Source organism: Hymenobacter sp. 5516J-16, from assembly GCF_022919335.1.
GTDB classification, from domain to species: domain Bacteria; phylum Bacteroidota; class Bacteroidia; order Cytophagales; family Hymenobacteraceae; genus Hymenobacter; species Hymenobacter sublimis.
The window spans coordinates 729,004-742,160 of record NZ_CP095058.1 but is presented as its reverse complement, the minus strand read 5'-3'; the positions used below and the strand labels follow the sequence as shown (position 1 = coordinate 742,160).

The following is a 13,157-nucleotide window of genomic DNA, read 5'->3' as shown; positions in this document are numbered from 1 at the left end:
CGCAGTTATACAGTAAACTCAGTCCACTTTTGCTCGGAGCGGCCCGAGGCAATGACGTTTTCAATGAAGGCCATGCCGCGCACTCCCGCCGCAATGCCAGGGTAGTCCAGGGCTTCGGGCGGGGCAGTAGTGCCACTTAGGTCGGCTTGCAAACTCAGGGCAAAGTTGCGGTAGAGGTTGGCAAAGGCTTCGAGGTAGCCCTCGGGGTGGCCGGCCGGGGTGCGGGTGTTATGGCGGGCGTAGGAGCTGACGTAACCCGTGCCCGTCCGGCGGATTTCCGTGGGTCGGTCCAGCCACTTCACCAGCAGGGTGTTGGCATCAACCTGCTGCCATTCCAGCCCGCCTTTTTCGCCGTACACGCGCAGGCGTACGTTGTTTTCTTCGCCGGCCGCTACTTGGGTAGCTACCAGCACCCCACTGGCTCCGCCCGAGAGGCGCAGCAGCACGGCCCCGTCGTCATCGAGCTGGCGGCCGGGTACTACCGTGTTAATGTCGGCGCACAGCTGGCTAACCTGTAGGCCAGTCACATATTCTAGCAGGTTGAAGGCGTGAGTGCCAATGTCGCCCATGGCCCCGGCCACGCCGCTCCGGGCGGGGTCGGTGCGCCAGGCGGCCTGCTTGTTACTGCCGCCTTCCTCAAAGGTGCTAAGCCAGCCCTGGGGGTACTCCACGTAGGCTTTACGAATAGAACCTAGCTCGCCGGAAGCTACTAGCTGCCGCGCTTCCTTTACCATGGGGTAGCCGGTGTAGGTGTGCGTCAGGCAGAAGCGGCAGTTGCTGGCTTCCGCCACGGCTTGCAACTCCTTGGCTTCGGCCAGGGAAAACGTCATAGGCTTATCCAGGATGACGTGGAAGCCGTTTTCCAAGGCCAGCTTGGCCGGGGCGAAGTGCAAGTGGTTAGGTGTCACGATGGACAGCACCTGTACCCGCTCCGTTTCCGGCCGTTGGGTTTCCCCGTGAATCAGCTCCTCAAACGAGCCGTACACGCGTTCCGGCTCCAGCCCCAGCAGCTGCCCGCTGGCCCGGGAGGTTTCGGGGTTGCTGCTGAAGGCGCCGGCTACCAAGTCGTAGAGGCCATCCAGGGCGGCGGCATGACGATGAACCGCGCCAATAAATGCGCCTTGTCCGCCGCCAATCATGCCTAATCGTAATTTCATGCTATTCAAGTACGCAGATCATTCTTTGTATCTGCTGATAGTAGAGACGCAACACTTCGCGTCTCAATTGTTGCTGACGGAGTTTAGGCTGTCGTTCCGAGCAGCGCGAGGAATCTGGGTCAGCTTCTTGTGAGTAATCCAGATTCCTCGCGCAGCTCGGAATGACAGATAAATGCTGAGTTTCAAGGCTAGAGCGAGGGCACGCGTTGCTATCCGGCCCCTAGGTAGTAGCCCAGGCCCGGTCGCCTTTTTTATACGGCACGCAGCCGTCGTATTTGCCTGGCACGGGCAGGTAGCGCAGGGCCTTGGTGCTGCCTGTCTCGGAGGTAAAGTAGCCCAACAAGGTCAGTTCCTTGATCATGCGGAAGTAGTGGTTGGGCGCCTCCCGGGTTTTGGTTTTGCTATAGTTTTTCTGCTCCGCGTCGAGGGCCGTGAGTAGGGCCGTGCGCTGGGCCGGGTCCAGCTCCATAAAACCCTTGCCGTTTTTCTTTTGGCTGGCCTGCTCCAGCTGGGTCAAGCCTTTCAGGAAAATCTGTTGGTCTTCCGGCTTGTAGCAGTCTTTCACCATTATGGCCATAAAGGACCCCACGTCGGCAGCTTTGGCGCCGGGCGTTTTGGTGGTAGGCAGAATGGTTTCGCCCACCTCATTAAGGTAGGCTACCTGGTCTTGGCTGAGAAAGGGCTTTTCCTGCTTCTTAACCGTGGCCTTTTTCTCTTTCTCCGCCTCGGGCGAGGAGCAGCTGGTCAGGAAATAGTCGCCCCCGATGAGGGTGCCACCCATGATGAGGGCCACCCGGGCTACTGCGTCTCTTCTGTTCATAACAGGCTGATATTAGACGTTTTGCTTTTTCAATTCCCCCACCGCGTGGTCGACGGCGCGGGCCGTGAGGGCCATGTAGGTGAGGGAGGGGTTTTGGCAGGCCGCGGAGGTCATGCAGGCCCCGTCCGTGACGTACACGTTGGGCGCATCCCAGACCTGGTTGTACTGGTTGAGCACCGAGGTTTTCGGGTCGCGGCCCATGCGGGCGGTGCCCATCTCGTGGATGCCGCCGCCCATGTTGTAGCCGTTGTTGTAGGTTTTTACGTTTTTGAGGCCCGCCTTTTCCAGCATTTCCTGGGCATCCTGCATCATGTCGATGCGCATTTTCTGCTCGTTGTCGCGGATGGTAGCGTCCATGGCCAGCACCGGCAGGCCCCACTTGTCCTTCTTGGTTTTGTCGAGGAAGATGCGGTTGTCGTGGTAGGGGAGGGTTTCACCGAAGGCTCCCAGGCCCATGGTCCACTGGCCCGGCTCGGTGAGGGCGTCCTTGAAGTCGCCGCCGAAGCTCATTTCGGCAATTTCCCGGCTCCAGCCTTCCCGGCCGGCTCCGCCCTGGTAGCCAAAGCCCCGGATGTAGTCGCGCTTGTCGCCGAACAAGTTGCGGAAGCGGGGCACGTAAATGCCGTTGGCCCGCCGCCCGTACACGTATTTGTCCTCGTAGCCGGGCATCTCGCCGTGGGCCCCGACGCGGAAGTGGTGGTCCATTACGTTGTGGCCCAGCTCCCCGCTGCTGCTACCCAGGCCCTCGGGCCACACGTCGGTGGCGGAGTTCATCAGCACCCAGGCTGAGTTCAGGGCCGAAGCGTTGAGGAAGACGATTTTGGCGAAGTACTCGTAGGTCTGGTTGGTTTCCGCGTCGAGCACTTCCACGCCCTTGGCCCGCTTGGTGTCCTTGTCGTAGAGGATGCGCGTGACGATGGAGTGGGGCCGCAGCGTGAGGTTGCCCGTGGCCACCGCCGCCGGCAAGCTGGCCGACTGGGTGCTGAAATAGGCCCCGAACGGGCAGCCCAGCCAGCACTTGTTGCGGTACTGGCAGTTGGTGCGGTTGTTATGGGGCTTGGTGATGTTGGCCGTGCGCCCAATCACCATGTGGCGGTCCTTGTAGTTTTTCTTGATGCGGGCGGCTACGTCTTTTTCCACGCAGTTCATTTCCATGGGCGGCATAAAGTCGCCATCGGGGAGCTGGGGTAGGCCGTCCCGGTTGCCGCTGATGCCCGCGAACCGCTCGGCGTGGCCGTACCAGGGTGCCAGGTCCTTGTAGCGGATGGGCCAATCGACGGCTACCCCATCCTTAGCGTTGGCCTCGAAGTCATAGTCGCTCCAGCGGTACGACTGCCGCCCCACATCAGGGAGCGGCCGCCCACCTGGTAGCCCCGAAACCAGTCGAAGGGCTTGACCTCCACGTAGGGGCTTTCCTTCTCATTTACCCAGAAATCAAGGTTACTCTCGTTCAGGGTGTAGTCCCGACCCAGGACGGGGTAGTCCTTGATCATCTGCTGGGTTTTGCCCCCGCGGTGGGGTAGCTCCCAGGGCGCTGCGTTGGCATTCACGTAGTCTTTGATGTGCTCTACGTTGCGGCCCCGCTCCAGCATGATGGTTTTCAGGCCCTTCTCCGTCAGCTCCTTGGCGGCCATGCCGCCCGAAATGCCGGAGCCGATGACAATTGCATCGTACGTGTTATTTGCCATGTACTTGTGGGAATTAAGGTAGCGTAGTTTCTGGCGGGTAGGTGCGGCTTGTTAGTTGCTGATTTTCAGGTGGAATAAACCAACAAGCAGCACCTGCTTTATACCAGGGTGTGCTTGATGTGGGTGATGCTTTTCTTGATGCTGTCGAAGGGGAGCCGGGCGTTTGGTCTTGCTCCACGAAAAAGTACTTCATGCCCGATTTGCCGGCCTGGGCGAAGATGCGCTTGAAGTCGATGACCCCGCTGCCGACCTCCGTGAAGTCGCGCTTGGGCGTCTTGTCCATGTCCTTCACGTGCCAAAGCGGGAAGCGGCCGGGGTGCTGCTGAAACAGGGCCACGGGGTCCTTGCCAGCTTTGGTGGCCCAGTACAGGTCCAGCTCCATCTTCACCAAGTCCTTGTCGGTAGCACGGAGCAGCACGTCGTAGGGCACCTGGCCCTCCAGGGGCATAAACTCGAAGTCGTGGTTGTGGTAGCACATCTGCAGGCCGGCCTTCTTGCACCGTTCCCCGGCCTTATTGAGGCGGTCGGCTAGCAGCTTGTAGTGGTCGAGGTTGCCGCGCTCCGCCTCCGAGAGGTAGGCGCACACCATGTACTTTACCCCGGCCTGGGCCGCATCGTCCACGGCTTTGTCCCAGCCGTAGAGCATGGTGCCCTGTACCGGCTGGTTTTGGTATTGCTCCTCGCCGAGGCGGTAGTGGCTGCTGGGCATGATCAGGCCTGCCTGCTTGAGCTGCTTGGCAAAGGCGGCCGGTGTCATGCCGTAGAAGTTCTGGCTGCCCGTGTAGGTAGCGCCCTCCACGGAAGTATAGCCCAACTGCGCCACCTGGGCCAGTGTTCCCGCTGGGTCCTTCTGCATGGCGTCGCGGACGGTGTATAGCTGCAGACCGATGTAAGACTTGGGGGCGGAAGCAGCGGCAGCTACTAAGGAAGGAGCCAGAAAAGCACCTGCCGAAAGCAGGCCGGCAGACTTTACAAAAGCACGGCGGGATGTACTCATAGAAGAAAGGAATAAGAAGGCGCGAAACGTAGACAGCAGCAAAAAACAAAGCCCACGTATCGTGTGAAAAATGCCACACCACAGGGATTCTACCCGTCTAGCTACCGCCAATGTATTATTCCTTCTGTCGAGAATCCAAGCATTATTAACCCCTTGCAAAGCATAATAAAGGGCTGTAAGCCAAGGCTTATACACTTACTACACACGCGGGCCTTACATATGGGTCCGTTGCAGCCTGCAACGCAATTTTCCCGCGTAGGAGCATACACTTACAGCACACCCGTAATCTTAATACGTTGGTTTGCTTTTTATTAACAAACCAGCAGTTACTTACCCAGGATAAAGCTAAAATCTGCCCAGTGAGTGTATGCTTACCTACCCTGTTGGGTTGGATATAATGTACTATATATAAAAATCATGATGTGTTTAATGACTTTGGGTTTGGGCACGCAAAAGCCCCCTGATGAACAGTAGATACTACCATTCATCAAGGGGCTTAGTTGGGGAAGTGGTGCTCTATTGCTGAGCCTGGCGCTTCTTCAGTTCCTCGTACGTTTTCTGCGACTGAGCGTACTGGCGTTCTACTTCCAGGCGTAGGGAGCCGGTTAGGGTCTGGCTGCTAAGGGCGTCCTCGTAAGCTTTCAGAGCCCACTCTTCGCCATAGATGTTAGACCCGAGAATGGCTTTTTCGTCGGCGCCGGTCAGTGCGGCTTTGGCATCCATCCAGCGGCGGTAGAGCTTGCCCTTGAGGGTGGTGCTGGTTTCGCGGCCGCCGCCTAGCTCGCGCAGGTGGTCGTTTAGCTGGTTGGCAAAGCGCTGGCTCTGGCTGACGAGCTGCTTGTAGTAGCCACGCTGCTGGGCATCCTGGCTTTCGTCTACGGCCCGCTGGTAGCCCTCAATCCGGTCATTTACAAAATAGAGCAGCTCGCGCAGGGTGCTGGTTTCGTCGCCCTCACTAGCGGCGCCTTTCTTGCTGCGGTTGGTGAGCACGGCGGCTCCAATCAGGATAAGGGCTCCGCCTACCACTTTTTGAGTAGTGCTGAGCTTACCGATGCTGGAGCTGGCTTTCTTTAGCGAGGGGCCCAGCTGGTTGAGCAGGCCGCCTAAGTTGTCTTTGCCAATGAGTTGCTGGGCCTGATCCAGCAGGGAGCCATTCGAATTCGTATCGGAGCCGGCTGCGGAGTTTGTTTGTGGTTGGTTCATACAGGTAGTAGCTAAGGTTGATCAGCTACCCCTTACGGTTGTTTCTCACAGTTCGTTAACCTGTTTTTCAACTTGCCAAGTTTTCGCTGGCGGCTAGCTCGTCCTTGGTTTCCGTTGGTAAGCCGGAAAGCTGCCCCGCAAACTTCCACCAGCCCCATTACTTGCATAGGCTGAAAAAACAAGCGGCACTCTCGTAAGAATGCCGCTTGCTACAACTTAAATCAACTTATCAGGGGTAATTGGCAGCTCCCGAATTCGCTTGCCGGTGGCGTTAAACACGGCGTTGGCAATGGCGGGGGCTACCCCAATAATGGCAATTTCGCCAATGCCTTTGGTACCCAAGGCATTCACGTGCGGGTCAGGTTGGTTGACGAAAGCCACCTGCACATCCGGCGAATCGGCGTGTACGGGCACGTGGTAGTCGGCGAAGTCTTTGGTGACGTAGCGGCCGAATCGGTCGTCGATGCGGGCGTGCTCCATCAGGGCCATGCCAATGCCGCCCACGGCGCCGCCTTTCATCTGGTTGCCGGCGGTTTTCTCATTAACAATGGTGCCGGCATCGGCGCAGGAAACCAGCTTGCTAACCCGCACCTCACCTGTGAGCTGGTGTACCCGCACCTCCGCAAAATGCACCGAAAAGGAGTACATGGAGTACTTCTGACCCTCGCCGCCGGGCTTGGCTTCTACCGTTGCAGAAACGTTTTGCTGTCCATTCTGCCGTAGAATGTCGCTGTAGGATACTTTAACGCCAGGGTTGTTGCGGAGACTAATCTGCAAGGGCAACTTGCCATTGGCATCATTGCGCATCACCGTTTGGCCGCCTTCGAACGTAATATCTTCTGCTTTGGCGGTGCTGAAAGCCGCTCCAGCCAGGGTGCGCAGCTTGTCTTTCAGGGCCAGGCAGGCTTCCTGGGTGGCCGGACCCACGCTGTTTACGGTGGAGGAACCACCCTGGGTACCTGCTTTGGGGAAGGACGAGTTGCCCAGTTCAAAGCGAATATTATCGGGTGAAATACCCAAAGTATCGGCCGCAATCTGGGTCATGGCGGTGCCGGTGCCGGGGCCGATATCGGTGGTGGCGCATTGCAGCAGCACGGTGCCGTTGGGCAGCAACTGGGCGCCTACCGTGGCCGCGCCGCGGTGAGCCCCGAAGGTGCCTACTCCCATGCCGTAGCCAATCAGCCAGTCCCCGTCGCGCAGGGAGCCGGGCTTGAGCTGGCGCTTATTCCAGCCAATGCGGTCCGCCCCTAGCTGGTAGCATTCTTTCAGAAACTTGGTACTCCAGGGCTTGTTCTTCTCCGGGTCCTCGTCGGTGTAGTTACGCAGGCGGAACTCCAGCGGGTCCAGGTTCAGCATATAGGCCATTTCATCCATGGCCGACTCCAGGGCAAAGGCGCCGGTGGCCTCGCCGGGGCCGCGCATCCAGATGGGCGAACCAATGTCCAGGGCTGCTAGGCGGTAGCGCGTCGTCACGTTCGGCGACTGATACATCATGCGCGTCTGAGCCAGGGTCGATTCAGTAAACTCCTCATAGCTAGAAGTTTGACCAATGCTCTCGTGGGTGATGGCCGTGATTTTACCATCGGGTGTGGCGCTCATGCCCAGCTTTTGCCAGGTGTAAGGCCGGTAGCCTACCATCGTGAACATCTGCTCCCGGGTCAGCATCAGCTTCACGGGGCGGTTCACCACCTTGGCCGCCAAAATGGCCGCCGCCTCGTGGGGCCAGCTGTGCAGGGCGTTGCCGAAAGCGCCGCCCACGTAGGTAGCAATGACTTTTACGTTTTCCTCGGGCAGGCCCCACTGCTTGGCAAAGTCGCGGCGGGTAGCCATAGTGCCCTGGGTCTTATCGTAAAGCGTGAGCCGATCAGGCGCTTCCCAGTGAGCCGTAATGGCTTGCAGCTCCATGGGGTGGTGCACTTCGGTGGGAATTACGTACTCGCTTTCCAGCTTCACGGCACCCGTTTTGTAGGCATCTACCTGGCCGCGCTGGTAGTCGTTCATCGGGTTCTTGGGGTTCTTCTTGGCTGCGGTGGGCAAGAAGGCTTTGTCGGCGTTGGCCTCTAGGTTGGTTTGGTGCGCTTCCTTAGCATACTGCGCCTTCACGAGCCCAGCGGCGTAGCGGGCCCGCTCCCAGCTGTCGGCCACCACCACAGCAATGGGCTGGTCGTTGAAGCGAATCTTGTCGTCGTTGAACACCTGCAGGGGGTTGCCCTGGGTTTGCGGCTGCGAGGGGTCCTTGCCTTCGGGCTTTGGGCCCGGGGGCTTTGGGGCATTGAGGTGGCTGATAACGGCCAGCACGCCCGGCGCGCGCTCGGCGGCCTTGGTGTCGAGGCCAGTGAGGCGGCCCTTGGTAACGGTGCTACCCACCAGTACGGCGTAGGTAATGTTGGGCAGTTGGTACTCGGCCGAGTAGGTAGCCGCGCCCGTCACTTTCTGGTGGCCGTCGACCCGGTTCATCGGCGCCCCGATCTGCTTTTTCGGCTTGGGTTGTTCGTTCATGAGTTCGGGGCGTTAGGCGGCGCTAGCGGCGGTTTTCAACGCCTGAATGATAGTATTGGGGCCCAGCGTGAGCTTGTAGGCGTTGTGCTTGAAGGCTTTGGCGCCCTGCATGGCCACGGTGGCCGCCTGCCGGAAGGTTTCCTCGGTGGCGGGCTTGCCTACCAGGGCCTGCTCGGCAGCCGTGAGGCGCCAGGGCTTGTGGGCCACCCCGCCCATGGCCAGGCGGGCGGCCTTAATGGTGTTATTGCTGTCTAAGTCCAGAGCCGCGGCTACGGAGAGCAGGGCAAACGCGTAGGAGGCCCGCTCGCGCACTTTCTGGTAGTGCACGTGCTTGGTAAACGGACCATCCGGAATATCCACGGCCGTAATCAACTCACCGGGTTCCAGGGTAGTGTCTTTCTGGGGCATGTCGCCGGGCAGGCGGTGCAGCTCGGCGAAGGGGATGCTGCGGTTACCTTTCGGGCCGCTGACTTGCACCGTGGCATCCAGAGCCACCAGGGCCACGCTCATGTCAGAGGGGTGCACGGCAATGCACTTGTCGGAGAAGCCGAAGATGGCGTGCATGCGGTTAATGCCTTCCAGGGCCCCGCAGCCCGTGCCCGGCTCGCGCTTGTTGCAGGGCATGGTCGTGTCATAAAAGTAGGAGCAGCGGGTGCGCTGGAGCATGTTACCGCCCACGGTAGCCATGTTGCGCAGCTGGGCCGAAGCGCCGGCGTTCAGAGCCAGGGCCAGCAGGGGCTGCCGCTCGCGCACTTGCTTATCGTCGGCGACAGTGGAGTTTAGGGCTAGGGCCCCGATGCGCAGCTTGCCGGGGTCGTGGTCAATGCGGGTCAGGGGTAGGCGGTTGATGTCCACCAGCTTCTGGGGCGTCATCACCCCGCGCTTCATCAAATCAACGAGGTTGGTGCCGCCAGCAATGAAGGTGGCCGTAGCATCCTTGGCTACCGCATCAATGGCAGCCTGTTGCTTGGTAGGGCGGACGTATTGGAACTGATTCATACCGAGTCGTTATACTTTTTGCCCGCCGCCTTTGACCTCCTGAATGGCAGCCACAATGTTGGAGTAAGCGCCGCAGCGGCAGATGTTCCCGCTCATGTACTCCCGGATTTCGCCCTCCGAATCGGCTTTGCCCTCCCGGATGCAGGCCACGGCCGACATAATCTGGCCGGGGGTGCAGTAGCCGCACTGGAAGCCGTCGTGCTTCACGAAGGCCTCCTGCATGGGATGGAGCTTGTCGCCGTCGGCCAGGCCCTCAATGGTGGTAATTTTCTTACCCTCGTGCATCACGGCGAAGCTTAGGCAACTGTTCACCCGTTGCCCGTCCACGTGCACCGTGCAGGCCCCGCACTGTCCGTAGTCGCAGCCTTTTTTGGTGCCGGTTAGGTGAAGGTTTTCGCGCAGGAAGTCCAGCAGCGTGGTGCGGGGCTCCACCGATGCCTTGTGCTTAACGCCGTTTACTTCCAGCTTCAGCGGGATTTTCTCGAAAACGGCGGCCACTTTCTCGTCCAGCTCGTGGGCGGCGGCCTGCACCAGCGGCCCCGGCACCAGGGCCATGGCCGTCAGCACCGACGATTGTTTCAGGAAGCTCCGGCGGGCCTCGTCGTGGCCGCTGCCGGGCGTGTCATGTTCAGGGTTCATAGCTCTAAGGGAAAGGGTCAGGGGAAAGTCCGGACGCGGACAAAGACGCGGCACAGCCGCCGCAGTTGCGGCAGGCATGGATCAGTAACCAGCGTTCCAGACTTAAGTTAAGCACAAGTCCAGGAAATTCATCCTATAAAAACCCGAAAAAAGCCTGCTGTCCGCGGCCAAGCACAACCGTTTCAGCCGGCCACCGCATCGGCTAGGCTACGGCAAGCAGAACAAAAGCCGGGGCATAGCAGGCTGTAAACAAGGGCGCTACCCCGCGGCTAGCTGCCGACACTCAACGTGGCGCGGGCAGCTTGTCAGGTGGTCGTTGACAAGGCCGGCGGTTTGCATTAGGTTGTAACACGTCACCGGCCCGGTCATGACGAATCCGCGCCGCTTTAGTTCCTGGCTCAGGGCCAAGCTGGCCGGCGTAGAAACCGGCGGTGGATTGTCGGAGCTACGCTGGACATCAAGCGGCTTGCCCCGACAAAGGCGTAAAAGAAGGGCAGAAGCTGCGCTTGGCCGCCTACCTCCCGGCGGAGTTGCAACCAGGCGCGGGCGTTCTGAATGGTAGCTTCTAGCTTGCGACGGTTCCGGATGATGCGCGGGTTCAGTAGCAGCTCCTCTACTTCCGCCTCTCTAAACCGGGCCAGCTTCTCTGGGTCGAAACCCGCCAGCAACTCCCGGAACGCCTCGCGCCGCCGCAGCACTACCGGGAAGTCGAAGCCTAGTTGAAAGGTGTGGAGCACCAGGTACTCAAACAGAATGTCCGGGTCTGCAACCGGCTCGCCCCACTCGTGGTCATGGAAGCTTTGGAGCAGCTCGTTCTGCTGCATCCAGTGGCAAGGCGGGGGAGGGTTCATCGGGAAGCTGTGGGGTAGGAGGTCGTACGCTAACGCAAAACCTGCTCCCTCAGATTTCAAGCTACTATACTAGCTCCTAGACAGTGGCTGTAGAAAGATCGTCATACTTCGGCTCCGCCACTGCCTGACGATAAAAATAGCGGTAGGAACTAGCGCCGCTATTCCAGCTTTGGGCATTGACTATACTAGCTAAACCCAGATTCCTCGCGCTGCTCGGCATGACAACGGGCTGTTACTTTCCTACGGTTACTTCCTTGGGCTGGCGCGACACCAGGTCCACGTCGGTGATTTGCTGGGGGAACCAGACCACCATTTCGCCCTTGCCGCGGTTGGCCCAGGCGTAGTAGGGAATGGCCGTTAGGGTCTGGCGGGTGGTGCTGATGGAGTTGTTGGCGGCATCAATTTGCACGGCAGGCACGGTGGCCTGGAGCTGCATGATGCCGTTAAGTACTTCGGGCTGGTAATTGGTAGTGAAGGAGGTAGCAGCCGGCACGATGAGGTTGCTAGCCTTGCCATTATTGTCCTTCCACTCAGCGCAGTACACCACGGGGCCGCGTTGCAGGGCCACCCGGCCTAGGTTGTCCTGCACTTTGGGGTTGGCCACTACCTGGCGCACGTCCATGGGTAGTTTTACTTCTACCACGTCGCCCCGGCGCCACTTGCGGGGTAGCACGGCATAGCCCTGGCGGGTGGTGTACTGCACGGGCTTGCCGTTTACCGTGATGGTTACCTTCTGGTCTGATGTCGTGGCGAAGCGGTACAGATCAGAGGGGACGGCCTCGTTGCGGGCCCAACCGGGCAGGCGTACCAGCAGGTTGAAGTCGGTGGTAGCGGCGGGGCTGATGGTGAACTTCAAGTTGCCCTGCCAGGGGTAGTTGTGTTGCTGGGTGATGCGCACGGCCTTGTTGTTCACTTTCAGATCAGTAGTGCCGCTGATGAACAGGTTGGCGTACACGTCCTGGCCCTTCTGGGCGTACACGTAGCCCGGCAAGGAAGGCATCAGGCGGGCCATGTTGGTGGGGCAGCAGGAGCAGTCAAACCAGCCGGCGCGCTGGGGCTCGGTCTGGGGGAAGCTCGTGCTGTTTTTGATCTGCATGGCGTTGGAGTAGAAAAAGGACTTGCCATCGAGTCCTACTCCCGAAATCAACCCGTTGTAGAGCACTTTCTCCAGCACGTCCACGTACTTCGAGTCGCCGTGGAGCTGGAACATGCGCTGGTTCCAGTACACGTTGGCCACGGAGGCGCAGGTTTCGTTGTAGGCCGTGGTGTTGGGTAGCTCGTAATTGCCCCCGAACCGCTCGCCGCCCGGCACGGCGCCGGTGCCGCCCGTTACGTATAGTTTCTTACCCACCATGTTCTGCCAGATTGAGTCCACGGCAGCCAGCAGCTTTTGGTCGCCGGTGAGGGCGGCTACGTCGGCCATGGCGGAGTACAGGTATTCGGCGCGCACGGCGTGTCCTTCGGCTTCGCGCTGGTCTACTACGGGCTTGTGGTCCTGCCAGTACGAGCCGTTGCGCCACGCATCGGGGCTTTTGGGGTCGTAACCTTTGTACTTGCCACGTTCCTCCAGAAAAAACTTAGCTGTGCTTAAGTACTCGGGCTTGCCCGTAACGCGGTAGAGCTTCACCAGGCCCATTTCCACAATCTCGTGGCCGGGTGCTACCCGCGCTTGCCTGGCCCAAATACGGAGCATACCAGGTCGGCGTTTTTGAGAGCAATGGTAAGCAGGTTTTTTTTGCCCGTGGCCTCGTAGTGCGCTACGGCGGCTTCGTACAGGTGGCCCGAGTTATACAGCTCGTGGCTTAGTTCCCGCTCCTTTACCCAGCGCTCCGGCCCGGCCCACTCGTGGGGGTGAGCCGGGTCGATGGTGCGGGCGGTATAGAGGTAGCCGTCGGGCTCCTGGGCGGCGGCCACTTTCTTGATCAGCTCGTCCATGTACTCGTCCAGCTTCTCGTCGGGATAGAGCTTAAGCGAATACGAGGCGCCTTCAATGGTCTTGTAGATGTCGGTATCGTCGAAGGGAAAGATGGTAGCAAACTTGCCCGACTTGGCCGCTGCCATTTCAAAGTTCTTGACCCGACTGGTGGCCTCGCAGCGCTGAAATGAGGCCGGAATGGTCACGTCGGTGTTGGTCTTGAGGCGAGGCAGCCAGAAGTTATCGGCCAGCTTCACCTTGGTAAACGAAACCGCCTGGATGGGGTAGTCAGACCGTTTTATTGATTGGGCAAAGCCGGGTGAGCTTAGCAAACCGAGCAGGGCCAGGGAAGGAAGGAAGCGTTTCATAGGAAGGTAGGATGTAGAGGT

Annotated in this window: 10 protein-coding genes and 2 pseudogenes; all 12 read right to left on the bottom strand. The window is 59.6% G+C overall.

From position 1 onward, the window contains the following. Positions 1-5 precede the first annotated feature (5 nt). On the bottom strand, positions 6-1,157 hold the full coding sequence (locus MUN84_RS03580; RefSeq protein WP_244696680.1) for a Gfo/Idh/MocA family protein: 1,152 nt from the start codon (positions 1,155-1,157) through the stop codon (positions 6-8). Between the two features lie 220 nt (positions 1,158-1,377). After that, on the bottom strand, positions 1,378-1,977 hold the full coding sequence (locus MUN84_RS03575; RefSeq protein WP_244696679.1) for a gluconate 2-dehydrogenase subunit 3 family protein: 600 nt from the start codon (positions 1,975-1,977) through the stop codon (positions 1,378-1,380). A gap of 12 nt (positions 1,978-1,989) precedes the next feature. After that, positions 1,990-3,665, bottom strand: a pseudogene (locus tag MUN84_RS03570) (GMC oxidoreductase). A 13-nt stretch (positions 3,666-3,678) separates the two neighbouring features. Continuing rightward, positions 3,679-4,662 carry a sugar phosphate isomerase/epimerase family protein gene (locus MUN84_RS03565; protein WP_244696678.1) on the bottom strand — a complete coding sequence of 328 codons (984 nt, stop codon included), beginning with the start codon at positions 4,660-4,662 and terminating at the stop codon, positions 3,679-3,681. A gap of 516 nt (positions 4,663-5,178) precedes the next feature. Continuing rightward, the gene (locus MUN84_RS03560; protein WP_244696677.1) at positions 5,179-5,865 is read right to left on the bottom strand and encodes a ferritin-like domain-containing protein; all 687 of its coding nucleotides are present in this window, start codon (positions 5,863-5,865) and stop codon (positions 5,179-5,181) included. 216 nt (positions 5,866-6,081) lie between these two features. Beyond that, on the bottom strand, positions 6,082-8,364 hold the full coding sequence (locus MUN84_RS03555) for a xanthine dehydrogenase family protein molybdopterin-binding subunit (protein ID WP_244696676.1): 2,283 nt from the start codon (positions 8,362-8,364) through the stop codon (positions 6,082-6,084). Positions 8,365-8,376: 12 nt separating this feature from the next. After that, positions 8,377-9,363 (bottom strand): FAD binding domain-containing protein, encoded by a 987-nt coding sequence (locus MUN84_RS03550; protein WP_244696675.1) that lies wholly within the window; start codon positions 9,361-9,363, stop codon positions 8,377-8,379. A gap of 9 nt (positions 9,364-9,372) precedes the next feature. After that, complete coding sequence (locus MUN84_RS03545; RefSeq protein WP_244696674.1) at positions 9,373-10,002, bottom strand: (2Fe-2S)-binding protein; 630 nt, start codon at positions 10,000-10,002, stop codon at positions 9,373-9,375. Between the two features lie 258 nt (positions 10,003-10,260). After that, positions 10,261-10,542 (bottom strand): DNA-3-methyladenine glycosylase I, encoded by a 282-nt coding sequence (locus MUN84_RS24405; RefSeq protein WP_410780091.1) that lies wholly within the window; start codon positions 10,540-10,542, stop codon positions 10,261-10,263. Then, positions 10,521-10,826 (bottom strand): annotated as a pseudogene (locus MUN84_RS03540) (DNA-3-methyladenine glycosylase I); the annotation flags it as partial. The pseudogene MUN84_RS03540 and the gene MUN84_RS24405, both read right to left, overlap by 22 nt. Positions 10,827-11,085: 259 nt before the next feature. Next, positions 11,086-12,546, bottom strand: a complete 1,461-nt coding sequence (locus MUN84_RS03535; protein ID WP_262920632.1) for a glycoside hydrolase family 127 protein — start codon at positions 12,544-12,546, stop codon at positions 11,086-11,088. Beyond that, complete coding sequence (locus MUN84_RS22775; protein WP_262920631.1) at positions 12,513-13,136, bottom strand: glycoside hydrolase family 127 protein; 624 nt, start codon at positions 13,134-13,136, stop codon at positions 12,513-12,515. Before MUN84_RS22775 ends, MUN84_RS03535 begins: the two co-directional genes overlap by 34 nt. Between the last annotated feature and the right edge of the window lie 21 nt (positions 13,137-13,157).